General features: G+C 49.1%; 25 protein-coding genes. 13 read left to right on the forward strand and 12 right to left on the reverse strand.

The window, feature by feature from the left end; genetic code table 11:
- Positions 1-114: 114 nt before the first annotated feature.
- Together IPI86_RS11265 and IPI86_RS11270 are read right to left on the reverse strand one after the other, a co-directional pair.
- Positions 115-1,059: a YafY family protein gene (locus IPI86_RS11265; RefSeq protein WP_345298110.1), complete on the reverse strand. Its 945-nt coding sequence runs from the start codon at positions 1,057-1,059 to the stop codon at positions 115-117.
- 106 nt (positions 1,060-1,165) lie between these two features.
- Positions 1,166-1,630 carry a DUF1579 domain-containing protein gene (locus IPI86_RS11270; RefSeq protein WP_345298111.1) on the reverse strand — a complete coding sequence of 155 codons (465 nt, stop codon included), beginning with the start codon at positions 1,628-1,630 and terminating at the stop codon, positions 1,166-1,168.
- Between the two features lie 317 nt (positions 1,631-1,947).
- Between IPI86_RS11270 and IPI86_RS11275 the strand changes: the two genes are divergently transcribed.
- Together IPI86_RS11275 and IPI86_RS11280 are read left to right on the forward strand one after the other, a co-directional pair.
- Positions 1,948-2,484, forward strand: a complete 537-nt coding sequence (locus tag IPI86_RS11275) for an LURP-one-related family protein (protein WP_345298112.1) — start codon at positions 1,948-1,950, stop codon at positions 2,482-2,484.
- Positions 2,485-2,487: 3 nt separating this feature from the next.
- Complete coding sequence (locus IPI86_RS11280; RefSeq protein WP_345298113.1) at positions 2,488-2,877, forward strand: RidA family protein; 390 nt, start codon at positions 2,488-2,490, stop codon at positions 2,875-2,877.
- Here the strand turns inward: IPI86_RS11280 and IPI86_RS11285 are convergent.
- The 3 genes from IPI86_RS11285 to IPI86_RS11295 all read right to left on the reverse strand — a co-directional run bounded on the left by IPI86_RS11285 (position 2,874) and on the right by IPI86_RS11295 (position 5,001).
- On the reverse strand, positions 2,874-3,539 hold the full coding sequence (locus IPI86_RS11285; RefSeq protein WP_345298114.1) for a DinB family protein: 666 nt from the start codon (positions 3,537-3,539) through the stop codon (positions 2,874-2,876). The genes IPI86_RS11280 and IPI86_RS11285 overlap by 4 nt on opposite strands.
- 53 nt (positions 3,540-3,592) lie before the next feature.
- On the reverse strand, positions 3,593-3,937 hold the full coding sequence (locus IPI86_RS11290; RefSeq protein WP_345298115.1) for a hypothetical protein: 345 nt from the start codon (positions 3,935-3,937) through the stop codon (positions 3,593-3,595).
- 629 nt (positions 3,938-4,566) lie between these two features.
- On the reverse strand, positions 4,567-5,001 hold the full coding sequence (locus IPI86_RS11295) for a universal stress protein (protein ID WP_345298116.1): 435 nt from the start codon (positions 4,999-5,001) through the stop codon (positions 4,567-4,569).
- A gap of 120 nt (positions 5,002-5,121) precedes the next feature.
- Between IPI86_RS11295 and IPI86_RS11300 the strand changes: the two genes are divergently transcribed.
- Positions 5,122-6,000, forward strand: coding sequence for a DUF72 domain-containing protein (locus IPI86_RS11300; RefSeq protein ID WP_345298117.1), 879 nt, complete (start codon positions 5,122-5,124; stop codon positions 5,998-6,000).
- A gap of 29 nt (positions 6,001-6,029) precedes the next feature.
- Here the strand turns inward: IPI86_RS11300 and IPI86_RS11305 are convergent, their stop codons facing one another.
- From IPI86_RS11305 to IPI86_RS11320, 4 genes are read right to left on the reverse strand one after another with little or no spacing between them, the layout of a single operon-like run.
- Positions 6,030-6,407, reverse strand: coding sequence for a nuclear transport factor 2 family protein (locus tag IPI86_RS11305; RefSeq protein WP_345298118.1), 378 nt, complete (start codon positions 6,405-6,407; stop codon positions 6,030-6,032).
- 1 nt (position 6,408) lies between these two features.
- Positions 6,409-6,804, reverse strand: coding sequence for an ACT domain-containing protein (locus IPI86_RS11310; protein WP_345298119.1), 396 nt, complete (start codon positions 6,802-6,804; stop codon positions 6,409-6,411).
- A complete protein-coding gene (locus IPI86_RS11315) occupies positions 6,801-6,938 on the reverse strand; it encodes a hypothetical protein (RefSeq protein WP_345298120.1) in 138 nt (45 codons plus the stop codon). The genes IPI86_RS11310 and IPI86_RS11315 overlap by 4 nt, the downstream gene beginning before the upstream one ends.
- Positions 6,935-7,795: a class I SAM-dependent methyltransferase gene (locus tag IPI86_RS11320; RefSeq protein ID WP_345298121.1), complete on the reverse strand. Its 861-nt coding sequence runs from the start codon at positions 7,793-7,795 to the stop codon at positions 6,935-6,937. The genes IPI86_RS11315 and IPI86_RS11320 overlap by 4 nt, the downstream gene beginning before the upstream one ends.
- A gap of 153 nt (positions 7,796-7,948) precedes the next feature.
- On the opposite strand from IPI86_RS11320, the gene IPI86_RS11325 reads away from it, so the two are divergent.
- From IPI86_RS11325 to IPI86_RS11340, 4 genes are all read left to right on the forward strand, one after another.
- Positions 7,949-8,350 (forward strand): TetR/AcrR family transcriptional regulator, encoded by a 402-nt coding sequence (locus IPI86_RS11325; RefSeq protein ID WP_345298122.1) that lies wholly within the window; start codon positions 7,949-7,951, stop codon positions 8,348-8,350.
- 11 nt (positions 8,351-8,361) lie between these two features.
- Positions 8,362-8,541 carry a hypothetical protein gene (locus IPI86_RS11330; protein ID WP_345298123.1) on the forward strand — a complete coding sequence of 60 codons (180 nt, stop codon included), beginning with the start codon at positions 8,362-8,364 and terminating at the stop codon, positions 8,539-8,541.
- 2 nt (positions 8,542-8,543) lie between these two features.
- On the forward strand, positions 8,544-9,518 hold the full coding sequence (locus IPI86_RS11335; RefSeq protein WP_345298124.1) for an NAD-dependent epimerase/dehydratase family protein: 975 nt from the start codon (positions 8,544-8,546) through the stop codon (positions 9,516-9,518).
- 64 nt (positions 9,519-9,582) lie between these two features.
- Positions 9,583-10,446 (forward strand): DegV family protein, encoded by an 864-nt coding sequence (locus tag IPI86_RS11340; RefSeq protein WP_345298125.1) that lies wholly within the window; start codon positions 9,583-9,585, stop codon positions 10,444-10,446.
- Positions 10,447-10,505: 59 nt separating this feature from the next.
- On the opposite strand, the gene IPI86_RS11345 is transcribed toward IPI86_RS11340, so the two are convergent.
- Positions 10,506-11,657 carry a M48 family metallopeptidase gene (locus IPI86_RS11345; RefSeq protein WP_345298126.1) on the reverse strand — a complete coding sequence of 384 codons (1,152 nt, stop codon included), beginning with the start codon at positions 11,655-11,657 and terminating at the stop codon, positions 10,506-10,508.
- 334 nt (positions 11,658-11,991) lie between these two features.
- Between IPI86_RS11345 and IPI86_RS11350 the strand changes: the two genes are divergently transcribed.
- The 6 genes from IPI86_RS11350 to IPI86_RS11375 all read left to right on the forward strand — a co-directional run bounded on the left by IPI86_RS11350 (position 11,992) and on the right by IPI86_RS11375 (position 15,459).
- The gene (locus IPI86_RS11350; protein ID WP_345298127.1) at positions 11,992-13,131 is read left to right on the forward strand and encodes a GAF domain-containing protein; all 1,140 of its coding nucleotides are present in this window, start codon (positions 11,992-11,994) and stop codon (positions 13,129-13,131) included.
- Positions 13,097-13,291 (forward strand): histidine kinase, encoded by a 195-nt coding sequence (locus tag IPI86_RS11355; RefSeq protein WP_345298128.1) that lies wholly within the window; start codon positions 13,097-13,099, stop codon positions 13,289-13,291. Before IPI86_RS11350 ends, IPI86_RS11355 begins: the two co-directional genes overlap by 35 nt.
- A gap of 73 nt (positions 13,292-13,364) precedes the next feature.
- Positions 13,365-13,667, forward strand: coding sequence for an ATP-binding protein (locus IPI86_RS11360; RefSeq protein ID WP_345298129.1), 303 nt, complete (start codon positions 13,365-13,367; stop codon positions 13,665-13,667).
- Complete coding sequence (locus IPI86_RS11365) at positions 13,664-14,338, forward strand: response regulator transcription factor (RefSeq protein WP_345298130.1); 675 nt, start codon at positions 13,664-13,666, stop codon at positions 14,336-14,338. Before IPI86_RS11360 ends, IPI86_RS11365 begins: the two co-directional genes overlap by 4 nt.
- A 209-nt stretch (positions 14,339-14,547) precedes the next feature.
- Positions 14,548-14,787, forward strand: coding sequence for a hypothetical protein (locus IPI86_RS11370; RefSeq protein ID WP_345298131.1), 240 nt, complete (start codon positions 14,548-14,550; stop codon positions 14,785-14,787).
- 294 nt (positions 14,788-15,081) lie between these two features.
- On the forward strand, positions 15,082-15,459 hold the full coding sequence (locus tag IPI86_RS11375; protein ID WP_345298132.1) for a response regulator transcription factor: 378 nt from the start codon (positions 15,082-15,084) through the stop codon (positions 15,457-15,459).
- 56 nt (positions 15,460-15,515) lie between these two features.
- On the opposite strand, the gene IPI86_RS11380 is transcribed toward IPI86_RS11375, so the two are convergent.
- Positions 15,516-16,085, reverse strand: coding sequence for a cysteine hydrolase family protein (locus IPI86_RS11380; protein ID WP_345298133.1), 570 nt, complete (start codon positions 16,083-16,085; stop codon positions 15,516-15,518).
- 33 nt (positions 16,086-16,118) lie between these two features.
- Complete coding sequence (locus IPI86_RS11385) at positions 16,119-17,645, reverse strand: M50 family metallopeptidase (RefSeq protein ID WP_345298134.1); 1,527 nt, start codon at positions 17,643-17,645, stop codon at positions 16,119-16,121.
- Between the last annotated feature and the right edge of the window lie 45 nt (positions 17,646-17,690).

The following is a 17,690-nucleotide window of genomic DNA, read 5'->3' on the forward strand; positions in this document are numbered from 1 at the left end:
CTGTGCAGTTTTAGATTTAAACAGGGCAGAGAAAATTTCGTAGGCATTATAAGCCCAAAGCTCTTAATTGGACTTTGCTATTATGTTATGTAGTTCAAGCTGCCACTTTGTCATTCAGAAACTCCCCAGCTTTGCAGAATGTCGCTTTAAGGCCGCCTTCAATTCCCGCGGTTGGCGCACCATAAAACCAAAAGAAAAAACGGACAATTGTCTGGCGAGCCAATCGAGATCGTCCACACTGCCGCGCAGGAGGATGCCATCTTTATCCGCTTCCAAAACGCCGAGCACATCGAAGACCTCTCGCTGCGCGGTCTCGATATTTGTATTAAGCAGAAGTTCAAATGGATATTTTCGCGGCAGGGTGGCAATCGCTTGCATGATGTGACCCAGCGCGTCAAATCCATCGGGACGGCTGAATCCTGCTTCGACGGTTTTGATTCCGCTGATGCGATCCAGCCGAAACGAGCGCAGACTTCCGCGCAAATGACAGAAGCCGATCACATACCATTTGTTTTGAAAATAGGTCAGACCATAGGGATCAAAATCACGCTCGGTCTCTTCGCCTTGATCGGGACGGTAATGAATGTGTACCCGTCTTTGCAATTGTGCCGCACTGCTCAAGGTACTGAGAACAATCTCACTCGTCGGCGCAGTGGATTCGGCTTTGAGATCGAGCGTGATGGTTTCGGTTAACGCGCGCACACGACTCTTCAGGTCGAGGGGCATCACCCGCTCCAGCTTGGCTAATGCACTTTCGACAGCGTACCCTGTGTCGGCGAGGTTGAGGCGATGCGCAGAGATGAGACCCACCGTCAGCGCCAGCGCTTCCTCATTGGTGAACATCATCGGCGGCAGTTTGAATCCCGCAGAGAGCACATACGCGCCGTTGCGTCCACGCTCGGCTTCGATGGGAATGCCCAGGTCTTGCAGCATCACGATATACCGCCGCAAAGTGCGGATGTTGACCTCAAGCCGCTGCGCCAACTCCGCACCAGACATGCGACCGTAGGTTTGCAGCAAAGACAAGACAGCCAGCACGCGCGTGGTGGGGTGATACATACGCGCGAGTATACACGTTTTATTTAAGCCACGATCATTTCGTCACGTCTATCCTTGCGCTATTTAACCATACGTAGTTCGACGATGGGGGCATGAGTTTGCCTGCTCATGCGCGTTCGAAATCCATGACCCAGTTGGTCTCCCAAGTCTGGCCGCCGTCGGCTGAAAATGCCTGTTCCCACTTGCAGGAAGCGGTTGTGATCTCAGACCAAATGAAGCGGCTGAAGATATGGCGGCCTTCAAAGACTTCCTGTGAATAAAATTCGCCAAGTCCATGCTTGAAACCGCCGATCATTGGCACTTCCAATATCCCACTAATGCCCGTGGCCCAATACAGGCTCCATTCCTGCGCCTGAGGATCGAACAACCGCAAGGTCACAGCATGGATCGGCCCCGTTTCACGGTAAATGATGTTCTCGTCCATGTTACCGAGACCATTCAGTATCTTCCTGTCCACCGTGTCACCCTCGAATTCCTCCCATTCGGACGATCCTTTCAGCCGTTCTTTTAACCTGCGATGATGTACCTGCCAAGTTCCGATCAGAAAATCGAAATCATTTCTTCCATCCATTATTTGAGCTCCTTATAAAGTGTTTTGAACTGCAAGTTCAGTATAGGGAGAAATGCGGACAGGATCGTTCCTAATTTACAGGTTATCATGTAACTCACCTTATGTACTTTAGGCGTGTCACCCTGAGCGACAGCGAAGGGTCTCTGAGATAATCGTAGAGGTTCTTCGCTCCGCTCAGAACGACACTGCGTAAGGTGAGTAAATAACAGTCATCAAGACATGTTTTTGTAATCTTATCGGCATACAGCATGGATACATGGGAAAACCCAATCGTGTATACTCGCCATGAAAGTTCATCTACAAAAAAGAGGTATCCCATGACAAATCGCTACAAAATCCGCCAAAACCTGATCTCCATCGGAGATGATTTCTGGATCGAGAATGAAGAAGGGAAAAAGGTCTTCAAGATAGATGGCAAGGTGCTGCGTATCCGCAAGACGTTGGTGTTCGAAGATGCGAAGGGCAAGAAGCTCGCTCAAATTCAGGAACGCCTGCTCACCATCAAAGATACGATGGTAGTGGAAGATGCCAACGGCAAGGATATCGCCACCATTAAGAAGGCGCTGATTTCCCCCTTCCGTGATAAATGGGATGTGAAGGTGAAGAACGGCCCCGACCTCGATGTGCAGGGAAACATCCTTGACCATGAATATACGGTCAAGCAGGGACGGGAAAAGGTCGCCGAAATTTCAAAGAAATGGTTCCGCCTGACCGACACCTACGGCGTGGAGATCGAAGACGGACAAAATGACATTCTCATCCTCGCCATTGCGGTTGCCGTGGATATGATGGCGCATGATAGCAAAGAAGATAAGAAGCGCAAGAAGGAAAAGGACGAGAAAAAGGATAGATAACCCATGAAGGAGTTTCGCAACCCTCAAAACATCCACAAACCGCTTGGACAGTATTCACACCAAATTGAGATCACAGGGAACGAACGCATGTTGGTGCTTTCAGGTCAGGTTGGCATGCGGGAGGATGGTTCCGTACCTGAGGATGCGTTCGAGCAGATCGATATCGCTTTTGAGAACATCCTCCGCAATCTTCAAGCCGCCAATATGGATGTGAAGGATATCGTCAAACTCACCTATTATTTGGTGGGCGAGATCGACACAGCCAAACGACGTGAATTGACCGCATCCAAACTGCAGGGACATCAACCCTGCAGCACGTTGCTTTATGTCGCAGCGCTGGCAGCACCGATCTATAAGGTTGAGATCGATGCGTGGGCATCGCGTCAATCCTAAACCTTTTTCTTAACCCTGAATGCTTCGTTCAAATGCAGAAAGTTATGCCGTGTGGGCGGCATGAGCAAAAGCCCGGCGATCGTGCGATTACCCCAATAATGGACGATCTCCATCGCTTCAGGAATGACCGCCCCCTGATCGAGAACCGTTTGCAGGCGGGCCGTATCCACCTTTTGATTCAACTCGTGCGGGCGGATCTTCCTGACGATGTCACGTGTCCCCCGCCCCACCGCAGCGCGATATTCACGCAAGGCGGTCAATTCCAGCTGGGAGCTGAGTTGGGCAACTGATTCATTATCCATTCTGTTGGCGGAATGATGGATGGTTGACTTGAGTTTCTTCGCCCACTTATCACGTATATAAATCTGCGGATTGCCCGCCACAAGCATGTTCATTGTGATGTCTTCAATACGGGCAATGTGGAAGAGGATCCACGCGATCGAATGTCCGCCTTTGGGTGGAATGGTACGAAAAGCCTTCTCGGTGAGCCCTTGCCAGAGTTCATCCTCGAACGACCAGACATCCGCACGGCTGACCTTTTTACTGTGAACCATCGCGTGTTGGGTCAAAAATTGTTCGATGGCTTTCGTAAGGTCACCTGCGGCGAGGGTTCGCCGCAGGTTTTGTTGCCCTTCATTCCAAATTTTTCGATTCGTATCCATGTTCGAGTCTCAGTGTGGGGGTATCAATCGCTATTCGAAACCCGTTCTGGAAATCATGAAACTGGTTTTTCATTCCCGAGGTCCAACTTCAACAAAATATAGAGCACCGCTGAAGCCATCAACAACATGGCGTAATTGTGCTCGCGGACTTCATAAACAGCCTGTGGAAATCTCATATTGGGGTGTTGAAACAGGGCTGGAAAAATCGGTAAAACACGCATCAGGGTCTTTTGAATTAGATAATTGACAGGGAACAGCAGCCCAAACAGAAGGGGCAAAATTGGAAATTTGTTATCAAGAAATTTTTTCAAGGGAGCAATAAATCGGCAGGCGGCGGGGATAAGAAAACCGAAAGTAAGTGCAAAAATCGCGCTCAACTGATCGAAATCAAGCGGCAATTTGGCATCCTCCCCTGAAAGATATTCAAATTATGGAAGGTTAGTTCTTTTTGGACATTCACATCCTTGATCAAATTGGGTGTCTCAACGCCAAAGATGCGCTGCCCCAACTAATCTCTTCCATGGTTGCCAGAAGAAACAATACGCAAAAAGCCAAAAAGGAAAGACGTTTTAACCAGGCAGGGTCCTTAAGCTTAAGTTTGATCGGAGAACGGTAAAAAGCAATTCCAAACATGATCGATGCCACGAATAAATAGATAGGCGAAAGAGTCTCGTATATTCGATCTTCCCGTACGAAGGCGTCCAAAATCTGCTCCTTCATAAAGACAGGAATGTATGCGACGACCAGCAAAATGAAAAAGAAGACGACCGATCTGTTGACATTTACCTTATTTTCCACAAAACACCTCTTTGAATTATTAAAGTTAATTGTTGTAACTTCGTGATGTAACCCCGAAAAACCATTTTCGTATCTGATTAAATCGGAGTATAGCATGAAATCAAAATTGATTTTCGCTACGTATGGTGTTCGAATAAAAAAACAGACTTCCATGACAACATGCCAGAAAGTCTGTTTTTTTCATGTCAGGTACTTATGTCTCCTCAATAACCCCGGGAAATTCACACCCTCAATTGGGGTGGATCAACATCACCGGGATATGCGCGTGATGCACGACCCTGTCAGCTACGCTGCCCATCAGCCAGCGCTGAATTCCAGAGCGGCCATGGGTAGACATGGCGATCACATCTGCGTGTACTTCATCCGCAACCATCAGGATCATTTCAGGGATCGGTCCTTCGCGCATGACGCTTGTGACTTTTGTGCCCTCTTCCGTCAGTTTTTCCACTTCGGTTTTGAGGTAGGCTTCAGTTTCCCTCTCGGCATCTTCAATGATCTGGGTCGCCAGGCCCGGAGTGCGGGAAAGGTAATCTAAATTGGGAGTGACTGGCACGCTCAGAAGCACGATCTCCGCGCCTTCCGATTTTGCCAGAGCTTGTGCATGGGGCAGTACTGCCTCTGCAAGGGGTGAGCCATCCAACGGGACGAGAATCTTTTTGTACATGGTGTATCTCCTTTATCTGAAAAGAAAATCTTTTGAATAAGCTCATCTACACAATAGCACGGGGTTAAAATGATTTTCAAGTGACAATAGACACATCTTCAAGAAGGCTATAATATGCATATGTCTCTATATCTTGGCTGCCCCGTCTGGTCGTTCAAAGGCTGGGTCGGAAATTTCTACCCCAAAGGCACAAAGTCCACTGACTTTTTGCGCGAATATGCGCGCCGCCTGACCACCATAGAAGGCAACACCACTTTCTATGCCGTGCCCGCACCGAAGACAATCGAAGCATGGGCAGAGCAAACACCAGAGACCTTCCGCTTTTGCCCGAAGATTCCAAAGGCGATCAGCCACAACGGGAAACTGGCGGATTATGCCGACCGTGCCCGCCAATTTGTGGAGATCATGCGCCCGCTCGCTTCGCGTCTTGGACCGATGTTCCTGCAACTGCCGCCCAGTTATTCCCCAAAGCTGATAGATGACCTGACCGCGTTCCTTGATACCTTTCCAACAGATGTGCGCCTCGGCGTGGAAGTGCGTCACCTCGACTGGTTCGAAGAGCCGCATCGTGCAATACTGAATAAATTGCTGGCAGATCACAACATGGCGCGCGTCGTGATCGACACACGTCCGATTCGGGATCTGGCTGGCGATGAATCCATCAAGGGCAGTTCATACGAAAGTCTGCTCGAAGCGCGGGAGCGAAAACCGAATGTCCCTGTCTTCGAGGAGCAAACCACCGACTTCACTTTCCTACGCTTCATTGGCCATCCGCAAATGGAACAGAACCATGTCTGGGTGGAGGAATGGGTCAATCGGATCACAGACCAGTTGTCGGCGGGGACGGATGCGTTCGTCTTCTGTCATTCGCCTGATAACATGCTCGCACCATCCATCTGCCGCGAAATTCACCAACGGATATCAAGCCGCATCCAAATTCCGCCGCTGCCTTGGGATGAAATCCGCTCAGATGTTTTTGAACAGGGAAAATTGTTCTAAATAAAAGGTCACGCTTCTCGCGTGACCTTTTATTTGATACGTTCCACCCACTGTGCCCGCCATTCAGGTGCTTCGAATGGTTCTGGCCAGAATTCAATTTGCTTCCAGATTTTTTCATCGCGAATGGTGGAAAAGGTGATGACCCGATCGTGCTTTACCCCATCGGTGACAGAGACATCGGTCACAACAACTTCGCCATCTACAACGATGGAATTGACGATGAAACGCCATTTGCCTTCGGCGGGATAGGCGGTGTTGAGTTTGGCGAAATTTTCCCTGCCGCGAATGCGCTCGCCCGATTGTAGCCACTCGAGGGTGAACTCGTCATGCATCAGTTGGGCAACGGCGTAAAAGTCGTTGCCTTCCATCGTCTGCCAGAATTTTTCGATGACTTGTTTTGGATTCATATCAGCTCTTTGTGAGTGCAAACAAGGCATCCATGGCGCGAGGCGCATCTGCGATCGGCACAAAGATATGGTCGTGATAAAACGCGGCGACTATGTTGCAACTAATATTCGCTTCTGTCAGGGCTTTGGAGACTGCCGCGGTCAGGCCAACTGCTTCGAGTGAAGAATGGACCGTGAGCGTGATCCATGCACAGGTCGTTGCGTAGGGAATGCTCATCGCATCCGCTTTTTCTTTTGGCAGGATCATCGTCACGCCTTCTTTTTCCAGAAAATAGCAAAGCGGGTCGAGTGTAACAACCTGTTCTTTCGAATCCGCGAGACAGTAGACGTATTCACCTGCATTGAGCTCGGGCTTCATATTTTGCAAAAGTTTGGTGATGTTGATTTCGCCGCTCATTTTCGCTTGACATCCAAAATCGCGATCTTGGTGGAATGATTGAACGGCGCAGGGTTGGTGACGGGGTTTCCCTGCCTGGTTTCGGGGTAGCCTGTGAAATCTTCGGGCACAGGGATAAGTTCTCTGATCTTCAAGTATCCATCTTTACATAATGATTCAAGGGTTTGCATATATTCATCGCCGCTGACAAAAGCGCATTGTTGATCGCAATGAGAAAACCGCCATCGTTGATCAGCGGGCGAATCTTGTTAATGAGCCGCGCGCTTTCATGCACTTGATCCACCCTGCCTTTGGATGTGCTGGAGAAAAACGGCGGGTCGATCAAGACACAATCAAAAAAGGTGTTGGTCCGCTTCATATTGCTGACTTGTTCGAAGAAATCCCTGGCAATGAAATCCCCTTTGCGGATGGGAAAACCATTCAAAGTGTAGGATGATTTTGCCAGATTGAGAAATTCACGGTTCAAGTCAATTTGTACTACGCGGCTTGCTCCGCCTTTAAGGGCAGCCACGCCGAAGCTCCCAGTATATGCGAATGTATTCAAGACAGTTTTATCTTTTAGATTCTCAATGATCCATTTTCGCAAAAACCGCGTATCGAGATAAAAACTGGCATCACGATTCAAGATGGGATCGATGGCATACCAGGTATCGTGTTCTTTTATTTTTCGGTCAAACTCCGTACCGAATAAAAGCATGCCGCGTTTTTCATCCTGAGTGCCGTTGCGGGTCTTGATGATCCCAGCCTGCAGCCAATTCAGGGACGCGGTCAGGAATTGATGCGCCTCCTGTACGAGCAGTTGTCCCTGCTCGAAATCGTCGGCGTAATTGTGAATCACAACCGTGGATGCGTACACGTCGATGGCAAGTTCAGGGCAGCCTTCGATGAATCCATTGAAAAGGCGGAATGCCGATTCGTGTTTGGGGTCGATCAACGAGGCGCGGGAAATGAGGGCTTTTTCAAGCAGGGGAGTGATCGGTATGTTTGTCATTTGGGTTGGTGCGATTATATCCCTTCCACATTCAGCACTGGCAACATGATTTTCAACACCTTGACAGTGCAATCCCGCGGGGGTAAAAACAAACCGACTAGTCGGTTTTTATTATTCCGCCCTGTCCCGCTCCTTTTTAGGAGCAAGGAAACCATGCAACAACGAAGTGAAGAAACCCGTTCGAGAATTCTCGGATCAGCCATCAAGTTATTTTCCGCACGCGGATTCAATGCCGCCAGTGTCGCTGATATCTGCGAGGATGCTGGCATCAGCAAGGGTGCGTTCTATCATCATTTTGAAAGCAAGCAGGCGCTCTTCCTGGCCTTGCTCGATGTATGGCTGCAAACGATTGATAATGCAATCGAGGCTTCAAAGGATAAGACTGTCCCCGAAACATTCATGCTTATCACCGAAGCTTTTCCATTTATCTTTGAAACCGCGGGGGAAGGTCTGCCCATGTTCCTAGAGTTCTGGCTTCAAGCCAGCCGCGATGAAAAGATCTGGCAGGCGAGCATTGCCCCTATCGTCGTTATCAGAAACATTTCACCTCGCTGATCAAAAAAGGCGTGGACGAAGGTTCGTTCGTTAAAGTCGATCCAGAATTAACCGCACGCATGATCGTCTCGATGGCGATGGGTCTCTTGATTCAAAGCCTGCTCGATCCCAAAGGCGCAAAATGGGAAAAGACGGCCCGTGAGATCACAAAGATGATGATGGACACATTGCTGCGAAAAAGTGAGGCTTAAGAATGTGGCTGGTAACTGGCGCAACCGGACACGTTGGTAATGTCCTTGTGCGAAAACTATTGGAACGCGGTGAACAGGTTCGGGCGCTGATCCTGCCTGGCGAAAGCCGCGAATCAATTCACGGATTAAATGTCGAAGCGGCTGAAGGGGATGTGCTTAATTTGGATTCGGTGTTCGAGTCCATGCAGGGCATCAAAGGCATTTTTCACCTGGCAGGTGTCATTTCGATCATGCCCGGGCCGAATGCATTCGTGCGCAAGGTCAATGTGGATGGCACGAAAAATATTTTGCGCGCCGCACAGGAAATGAACATCAGAAAGCTGGTGTATACCTCCTCCATTCATGCCATTCAACGCGTCGAAGATGGGGTGATCGATGAGAGCGTGCCGTACGACATGAAAAATCCCTACGGCGCGTATGACCGTTCAAAGGCGGAGGCAACGCTCGAAGTATTGAATGCGGCTCAAACTGGACTTGAAGCTGTTGTGGCCTGCCCCACAGGCGTGATCGGCCCTTATGATTTTCGCGGATCAATGATGGGCGCCGTCATCCACGATGCGGCAACTGCCAAACCAGCCCTATACGTGGATGGCGCCTATGATTTCGTGGATGTGCGCGATGTAGCCGATGGATTAATTTCCGCGGCAGAAAATGGAAAACGCGGCGAAAGTTATATTTTATCGGGGCAAAAGATCTCAATACGATATTTACTCGAAACCGTGCGCGAGATCACAGGGAAACACTTCTTCCAAATGAAGATCCCATTTGACCTTGCAAGGTTTGCGGCAATATTCACGCCCATGTATTACCGTTTCGCAAATGCCACGCCGCGATTCACACCGTACTCCCTTGAAGTATTGCAAAGCAATTCGAACATCAGCCATGCCAAGGCGACCAGAGAACTGGGTTATTCACCACGGACATTGTATGAAAGCATCAAAGATACAGTGAAGTGGATATTGGAAAAGAAAAAATAAACCCTCTGCTGGCTTGATATTACACACAGCCATCAGAGACCCATAAACCAAAGAGGAGCAAAACATGAAAATCGTAACAGACTGCGCGGCAGATATGCCGAATGAAGAACTTGAAAGACTGGGAATTGTGCAGGCCCCGCTTTTCATCCAATTTCCTGAAGGCGAAGTGAATGCCATGGAAATTTCAGCAGACGAGTTCTACAACCGCCTTGAAGCCATGCGTCCGCAGATCCCGACCACGGCACAACCATCCAGCGGAATATTCGCCGAGTTGTACCGCAAACTGGCGCTGACCGAGAAAAATATTTTCTCGGTGCATATTTCATCGGGATTGAGCGGCACAATCAATTCGGCGCGGGATGGCGGTGAACAGGTCAAGGCGGAGGCGAATGTCAGCTTTTGGGATACGCTCACCCTTTCAGGTGGAGAACGCTTTCAAGTGGTGGCCGCGGCCCTGGCACATAAGGCAGGCTGGGCCATGGATAAAATCCTGGAACGCCTGACGAAGATCCGCGAGAAGACCGAAGTGATCTATACGCTCGATACGCTGGAATACCTCGCCCGTGGCGGCCGCATCGGACGTGTGAAGGCGTTGGCGGGTGCGCTTCTCAACCTCAAACCTATCATCCGCGTGGACATCGACGGCAAATACAGCACCGTCAAAAACGAGCGGACGATCAACAAGTCGATTGCGGCAATTGCCGATCATCTGGCTGAGAAATATGGCAATACTCCCGTATGGGTCACCGTACTGCACGGACGCTTCGCGGAAAAAGCAGACTTGCTTTCAAATGAATTCAAACAGAAATTGAATGTCGCCAAAATGGAAGTGCAGCGCATCTCCCCTGTTTTGGGCGTTCACACAGGCCCGGGCATTGTCGGCGCGGCAGTGGTGCCGATGGAGTTGATGAGCGATCTGGGGGAATAAAAAGAAAGTCGAAAGAGGAAAGAAAACGGGCTTGCAATTTCTGCAAGCCCGTTCGAGTTTTATGCGGCAAATCTTTTTGCTTTTTCGATCCGCTCGCCTAAAGGCGGGTGGGAATAGAACATGAAGACCACCCATTTTTCAGGGTCGATCTCGCCGAGGTTTTGATTCGCCAACCGTGTAAACGCGGAGGCAAATGCTTCGCCTTTTTGGGTGGAACTCAAGGCATAGTCATCGGCCATGTTTTCGCGCCAGCGCGAGATGGCGTTATTGATGGGCGAGGTCAGCAATCCGTAGGTGGTGAGGATAAGCATGAGCGCAGGCAAGGCGGCGATATCTGCGGGGGAGGTGAAGGAGAAAAAGCTCACAGCGGAGTCCAATGCCAGTGATGCAATGAACAGGCTGAGGGTCGTGCTGACCGTGCCGAAGGCGATCAAAAACGGAATGTCTTTATGGACATGATGTCCCAGCTCATGAGCGAGGACCGTTTCAATTTCATCCAAAGTGAATTCGGTGATGAGGGTATCGCCAAGAATAATGCGGCGTGTGTTGCCCAGACCCGTCAGCGCAGCGTTGGCGGCCTTCGTGCGCTTGGACATGTCGAATTTGAAGACGCCTTTTACTTTTGTATTCGCGCGTTTTGCCAAAGCAAGCAGACGTTCTTCCAGTTCCTTGTGTTCGTCGCCAAGCGGAACGTATTTGTTGAAGAGTGGCATGATGAGCACGGGCGCAAGATTCGAAACAAGGATGTTGAAGAGCAGCAGGCCGCCTGCCACCCACAGCCACCATGCATCGCCTGTGAGACGCAGGGCGAGATACATCAACTCAAGCATGATCAACCCAAGCGGCGCACCAATGGCGAGACCTTTGAGCTGATCCACAACCCAATCTTTGAGCGACTGATTGGACTGACCAAATCGATGCGGCAGAACAAATCCGCTGTAGTAGCTGAGAGGCAGATTGATGATGGCAGAGATGCCGCCGAAAATGGCAATGTACAGCGCGATGATGAGCCAATCGGAGCCAATGGTCAGCGACCAGTTGACTGTGACCAGTTGATGAAGCCATTCGCGGAGTGAAATGCTCCAGCCGAGGAACAGCCATGCCAGGGCATAGGCCACGCCAAAGAGCGTATCCACTAGCCAAAGGCGGCGATTGATTCGGGAATATTCTTTTGCTTGTTTTTGTTTTTCAGGATCGAGAGTGGTTTCCATAGAAAAATTATAGCATGGGCCGTTAAACCCATTGCTGAATCCGACTCTTCCGGTCCAATTATCATTCCCCTCCATGTCTATAGCAAAGCTGCTTGACAAACCGCGATTTTGGAACGCGAATAGCGCGAATGGATGAATTTCACAAATTTTCCTTGAGTTTATTCGCATCATTCGCAAATTCGCGGCATTCGCGTTGAAGTTCTTCTGACTTTGCCATAGCCATGTGTTCCCCTCCGTAGCAGGTTGAACTAGTGACCAAAAAGCATACAATAAACCAAGGAAGTAGAAGCGAATAAAATATTGAACAGGGTAATTTTGTTGTATGGAAAACGCAATGCAAAAATCATATTTGAAAGAGCACGAGGCGATCAAGCTTCATATCCTGGCAGAGGTCAGCCAGCAAATTACTTCAATTCTGGATATTAATGAATTACTCGTTCGAGTAGTGCGTCTTATTCAGCAAACATTTAATTACTACCATGTGGGAATCGGTTTGATCGAGGGTGAGGATGTCATCTACCGCCTTGGCGCGGGAACTCTGTGGGATGACCCAAATTTTCAATTCAAACCCGCGCGTTTGAAAATCGGATCGGAGGGGATCACAGGTTGGGTCGCTCAAACTGGCGAGGCAGCGCTGGTTCCAGATGTGTCACTTGATCCACATTATGTTTGGATGCAGGGCAGCCTGACCAAATCAGAGCTGACGGTACCGATCACTGTAAAGGGCAGAACCATTGGCGTGCTGGATGTGCAAAGCCAACACATTGATGACTTTGAGCAAACAGATCAGGAACTTATGCAGGCCATTGCCAGCCAGACGGGCATAGCAATGGAAAATGCGCGCCTGTTTGCCGAGACCCAGCGCCTGCTCAAAGAGACCGAACAGCGCGCCAACAAACTTACGGTCATCAACAGCGTTCAGCAGGGGCTTGCCTCAAAACTTGAGGTTCAGGCCATTTATGATCTGGTCGGGGACAAGTTCCGCGATATTTTCGATGCGCAGGTGGTGATGATTTCCACGTATGATCCGCAGTCCAATTCAATTATGCATCGCTATGCAATCGAACGCGGTGAGCGTGTTTACTCGCCAAACCCGCAACCGCCGGGCGGATTCCGATCTCAAATCATCCACACCCGGCAACCGTTGCTGGTTAATACCAAAGTTGCGGAAGAGGCAGTCCGCCTCGGGCAGCCAACTTTACCGGGCACAATTACGCCGAAGTCCTGGTTAGGCGTGCCAATGCTTGTTAGCGGCCAGGTGACCGGAATATTGAGCGTGCAAAATGTAGAGCGGGAGAATGTGTTCGATGAATCCGATATCCACCTTTTACAAATGTTTGCAGCTTCAATGAGCATCGCACTCGAAAATGCGCGTCTATATGAGCAGGCACGTCAACTGGCGATTCTGGAGGAAAGACAGCGGCTGGGTAGAGAGCTGCATGACCTCGGTCACACAATCCCTGTATGGGATTAGTCTGTACGCTCAGGCGGCCTGTGGAAAGATTTCAGCCAATCAACTTGACCAGGTCAGACAGTATCTTGATGACATTCAAAACACCGCGCAGGAATCTTTGGCAGATATGCGCCTGCTCATCTATGAACTGAGACCGCCGATCCTTGATAAGGAGGGTTGATTACCGCGCTTCAAAATCGTCTCTTTTCCGTGGAGAACAGAGCAGGCTAAAATCCAACCTTAAGAGCAATCTAATGGGGCGGCTTTCTTCAGAAGTGGAAGAAGGGCTATATCGCATTGCACATGAAGCACTCAACAATACGATCAAACATGCGCACGCAAAAAACATACTGATCAGTATTCAACAAGAATCCGCATCTGTCTCAATGGAAATCTCTGACGATGGAATTGGGTTTGACCCTGAAACTGCCCGTCGCGAGGGAAGTCTGGGGTTGAACAACATGCAGGAACGTGCCCGGTCTCAGGGCTGGCAATTCCATGTTGAAAGCAGTCCGGGGAATGGGGCGCGGGTCCATGTGGAGGTAATACAACCATGAGCGACAAGATAAAAAGGAATACTGCGTCCATTCGGGTGCTGGTTGTGGATGACCATGCCATCATCCGTAAAGGCTTGAAAGCCGTGTTAGAACTTGTTCCAGATATAGAACTGGTGGGCGAGGCCGAGAATGGAAAACAGGCAGTCAAAATGGATCGGGAATTAACCCCCGATGTCATCTTGATGGACTTAATGATGCCGGAGATGGATGGAATCGCATGTATCAAGGAGATTAAAACCCATCGCCCCGAGGCGAATATCCTGGTGCTGACAAATTTCGCTGGTGAAGATATGATATTCCCCGCGATCAAAGCCGGGGCAATGGGATATCACCTGAAAGATTCAAGTCCTGAAGCCCTGATTGATGCGATCCGTCAAGTGAACCATGGTGTCGCATCCCTGCATCCAAGCATTGCCAAAAAAGTTCTGGATGAACTCCACGATCCTGAGAAAAAACAGCTATTGGAAGATCCATTGACCCAACGCGAGGTGGAAATCCTGCGACTCATTGCACAAGGACATGAAAATAAGGCTATTGCTGAACAGTTGGTTATCAGTGACGCCACAGTTCGCACCCACGTTAGCAATATCTTAGGGAAGCTGCATTTGGCCAGTCGTATACAGGCTGCCCTCTACGCATTACGAGAGGGACTTGCCACCCTCGATGAGTAGGAATGTTAATCCACATTTTGCGTAGTACAAGTAGTTTTTTCTAGGCAAAAAGACCGCCTAAAAACGGTCTTTTTGTTTAACCAAATATCCACCACAAACTGATGCGCTGGCTTCCATTCCCTGCTATCCTAATCATGGAAAACTTAGGATTGTCGTTACGCCCTGGTTTTCAATAAGAGAAAAACCTGCGAATTTTGATGGAGGCACCTATGAATAATATTTATCACTGGCATGACGAGGTGATGGTAGCCTTGGAAATGGAAAATTTCAAGCGGGAAATCGAATCGATCCGCTTGCTCCAAGATGCGGGACTCTCCAATCCGGGCTGGCTTGAACGCATGAGCATCGCGCTTGGAAAAGGGTTGGCAAAATTGGGGCGACACATGCATAAGGAAAACACAGCTCCCACCCAAGCTTACCAGACCACCAGCAGCAAATATGCCGCATAACTCAATCCGTTTCACCACTAGTCAGGGCTTTCATTAGAAACAATGAAAGCCCTGACCCATTAATGGTCTGGATGCAATACAGATCATTAAGAGTCCCATTTAACGATCCTAACTCCACTTTTCTCGTATCACCCTAAACAATCCTGGTAGGCAAAACTATACAAAACCCAGCTTTTCTCAAGTCCAAAATCCATTGTACTCGGATGGCTAACAAATTCATTTCTGTTATGCTAAATATGCAGCGAACAACGGCTTTGAAGGAAACTTTCCACAATCAAACCTATGGAGTAATCAATGGACAAAACACTACGCATAATGATTGTTGAGGACAACCCACATGCGCGAGGCGCACTCTCAGCTTTTATCTCCACACTGGATTGGTTGACAGTCACCTGTGAGGCTTCAAACGGAGAGGAAGCAGTCGAAAAGATCAAGAGTCAGCCCCCAGACACGGTTTTGATGGATATTCAAATGCCAGTTATGAATGGATTGAAAGCGACCCAGTACATCAAAAAGCGCTGGCCCCAGATCAAGGTTATCGCCCTTACTTTGTACCCAAATTATTGTTTACAGGCAAAACAGGCGGGGGCAGATGCTTTTTTAATCAAAGGTTGTTCCGTGGAAGAGATGACCTCCACAATTCGCTCTGTAAATGGAATTGCACAAAAATAGGTGGACAATAAGCAGGATAAAAATGCTCCCAAAGGATAATCGAAAGGTTGAAAGTTCTAGGACTGAAGGTCTTTTTCGCCAGCGAGCAAGGCAATGACTTCATCTGATTTCATCACATCGCCGTAAGATTTGAGCGCGGCCATAAACGCCTTATGGACATGATCGGCAGGGACGGTGGTGTCGTCAAATTGCAGGTCACGAGTGGCACAGGCATCTTCGGCAACGATGACCTTGAAGCCGAAGTCGGCGGCCGCACGAGTGGTGGCGTCCACACACATATGACTCATCATACCGGTGATAACAACGCGTTCAATTTTCCATTCTTTCAACATTTCAAGCAAATTCGTTTCGCGAAAAGAGTTGGGATAATGTTTATACACGATCGGTTCGCCTTCGAAATGCGCGGTTGCATCATGAATATCTGAGCCAGTGGATCCTTTTACAAAAAAGGGCGCATCAGGCTTCAAAGCAATATGCTGAATGTGGACGTGATGTCCGCCATGCTCGCGGAAGCACTGCAAGAGCATATAGGCGTTCTTCGCCGCGGCCAGCGGATTCACAAGCTCGTATTTTCCACCAGGGAAATAATCTTTTTGAATGTCAATTACGAGTAATGCGGTTTTCATATTGCTCCTTTGCCAAAGTTTGACACGATATCGTTAAATATTCTTCAATAATTCTTCAGCCTGCCGTTTTAAGTGTAACTTATTTGCCATTGCAAAAGCAGATTGAAAATCGGCGGAGGCTTTTTCAGGGTTGTTCAAGGCTTGGTGACATTTTCCACGCCCAAGGTATAGGTCCGCTTCGCGTGGGGCGAGTTGGATCGCGTGTGTGTAATCGGCGATCGCTTTTTCGAATTCCTTATTGGCACGGTAGGCATCAGCGCGGCCTTGATAAGCAAGGAAGGAGCGCGGCATTTTCGCAATGGCACGCGCATAATAATCCTCTGCCCAATCGAGATAGCCTTCATAAAGCGTCAGGTTGATCGGTGAGACAGTCAATGCATCCTTGTCAGAAAGACGAATCGCGGCATCCTGATCCGTATGGGCGGCATCCAGATTTCCCAACTTGAAATGTGCCATCGAGCGCACCATATAGAAAAGCGGGAACTGTGACATCAGGGAGATCGCCTTGTTCAGTTCAAGCAGGGCTGGCGCATATTCCTGTCGATCCATCATGATCGAGGCGCGGTCAAAATAAGGGACGGCCCAATTCGGGCTGACTTCCTGTGCGCGCGAAAAATAATCAAGCGCGGTTTCATAGTCCTTCTCCATCAAGCATAATTCCCCGCGCAATTCCAATGCAACGTAGCTTTTCGGGTTGAGTTTCAAGGCCCGTTCAATGTCCGCGAGAGCGCGTTCCTTTTGCATGACGTTCAACAGACAGGCTGCGCGCGCCAGATAATGAGCGGACTGTTCAGGCTCGCGTTCAATCTCAAGAGTATATAACTGTGCGGCGCGTTCGTAATCCCCTTGCAGGTAATAATAGCCAGAGCGTTTGAATAAATAATTCACACCCAAATTGATCCAACGCAGAACCGAACGATTCAATGTACCGATCGCCAGCGCGATCAACACACAGGAAGCCAGCAGAAGATAATCATGCGTGCGCAATCCAAAAGCGATCAAGCCCAGCAAAACGGGAATGCTGACTAGCATCGTGATCAGGTCGGCATTGCTCTTCCCGAATAAGCCATCCAACACCGCATGCATGATGTTCCCCCCATCGAGCGGATAGATTGGCAGCAGATTGAACACAACCAGAATGATATTCAAAAGTGCCAGAGAAAAACACAACTCGATGAATGTCTGCACCCAGATAAACAACTCAGGTTCAAGTCCGCGCGGCGCGAAGACATACAGAAGGATATACACCGCCACAAATACGAATCCAAGGAACACGTTCACCAACGGCCCAGCCGCAGAGATCGCTAAATTATGCAGGGGTTTTTCTGGTTTGCGCTCCAAATTCGTCAGTCCACCCAATAACCAGATGATAATACTTTTCACTTCCACGCCCGCCAGCTTTGCCGCCAGCGCATGTCCCAACTCATGCAGCAAAATGCACAAGACAAACCCCACCAGCCATAGCAGGGCAAGCAGCGTGCTTCTAAAATCAACCGGACGAAAGATGAAATAAGTGATCAATACGCTAAAGATCATGGAAAAATGGAAACGGACATCCATTTTGCCTATACGCATCAATCGTATTGAAGATGACAGCCACTTCAA

The organism is Candidatus Villigracilis affinis, from assembly GCF_016705895.1.
Classification (GTDB): domain Bacteria; phylum Chloroflexota; class Anaerolineae; order Anaerolineales; family Villigracilaceae; genus Villigracilis; species Villigracilis affinis.

Bases quoted from the DNA above. Each gene is read 5' to 3' on its own strand.
- IPI86_RS11365 (WP_345298130.1), top strand. From the start codon at position 13,664: ATGAGCGACAAGATAAAAAGGAATACTGCGTCCATTCGGGTGCTGGTT.
- IPI86_RS11345 (WP_345298126.1), bottom strand. From the start codon at position 11,657: ATGGAAACCACTCTCGATCCTGAAAAACAAAAACAAGCAAAAGAATAT.
- IPI86_RS11265 (WP_345298110.1), bottom strand. From the start codon at position 1,059: ATGTATCACCCCACCACGCGCGTGCTGGCTGTCTTGTCTTTGCTGCAA.
- IPI86_RS11275 (WP_345298112.1), top strand. From the start codon at position 1,948: ATGACAAATCGCTACAAAATCCGCCAAAACCTGATCTCCATCGGAGAT.
- IPI86_RS11295 (WP_345298116.1), bottom strand. From the start codon at position 5,001: ATGTACAAAAAGATTCTCGTCCCGTTGGATGGCTCACCCCTTGCAGAG.
- IPI86_RS11340 (WP_345298125.1), top strand. From the start codon at position 9,583: ATGAAAATCGTAACAGACTGCGCGGCAGATATGCCGAATGAAGAACTT.
- IPI86_RS11350 (WP_345298127.1), top strand. From the start codon at position 11,992: ATGCAAAAATCATATTTGAAAGAGCACGAGGCGATCAAGCTTCATATC.
- IPI86_RS11280 (WP_345298113.1), top strand. From the start codon at position 2,488: ATGAAGGAGTTTCGCAACCCTCAAAACATCCACAAACCGCTTGGACAG.
- IPI86_RS11380 (WP_345298133.1), bottom strand. From the start codon at position 16,085: ATGAAAACCGCATTACTCGTAATTGACATTCAAAAAGATTATTTCCCT.
- IPI86_RS11310 (WP_345298119.1), bottom strand. From the start codon at position 6,804: ATGAGCGGCGAAATCAACATCACCAAACTTTTGCAAAATATGAAGCCC.
- IPI86_RS11320 (WP_345298121.1), bottom strand. From the start codon at position 7,795: ATGACAAACATACCGATCACTCCCCTGCTTGAAAAAGCCCTCATTTCC.
- IPI86_RS11335 (WP_345298124.1), top strand. From the start codon at position 8,544: ATGTGGCTGGTAACTGGCGCAACCGGACACGTTGGTAATGTCCTTGTG.
- IPI86_RS11355 (WP_345298128.1), top strand. From the start codon at position 13,097: ATGACCTCGGTCACACAATCCCTGTATGGGATTAGTCTGTACGCTCAG.
- IPI86_RS11300 (WP_345298117.1), top strand. From the start codon at position 5,122: ATGTCTCTATATCTTGGCTGCCCCGTCTGGTCGTTCAAAGGCTGGGTC.
- IPI86_RS11305 (WP_345298118.1), bottom strand. From the start codon at position 6,407: ATGAATCCAAAACAAGTCATCGAAAAATTCTGGCAGACGATGGAAGGC.
- IPI86_RS11270 (WP_345298111.1), bottom strand. From the start codon at position 1,630: ATGGATGGAAGAAATGATTTCGATTTTCTGATCGGAACTTGGCAGGTA.
- IPI86_RS11375 (WP_345298132.1), top strand. From the start codon at position 15,082: ATGGACAAAACACTACGCATAATGATTGTTGAGGACAACCCACATGCG.
- IPI86_RS11360 (WP_345298129.1), top strand. From the start codon at position 13,365: ATGGGGCGGCTTTCTTCAGAAGTGGAAGAAGGGCTATATCGCATTGCA.
- IPI86_RS11370 (WP_345298131.1), top strand. From the start codon at position 14,548: ATGAATAATATTTATCACTGGCATGACGAGGTGATGGTAGCCTTGGAA.
- IPI86_RS11285 (WP_345298114.1), bottom strand. From the start codon at position 3,539: ATGGATACGAATCGAAAAATTTGGAATGAAGGGCAACAAAACCTGCGG.
- IPI86_RS11325 (WP_345298122.1), top strand. From the start codon at position 7,949: ATGCAACAACGAAGTGAAGAAACCCGTTCGAGAATTCTCGGATCAGCC.
- IPI86_RS11385 (WP_345298134.1), bottom strand. From the start codon at position 17,645: ATGGATGTCCGTTTCCATTTTTCCATGATCTTTAGCGTATTGATCACT.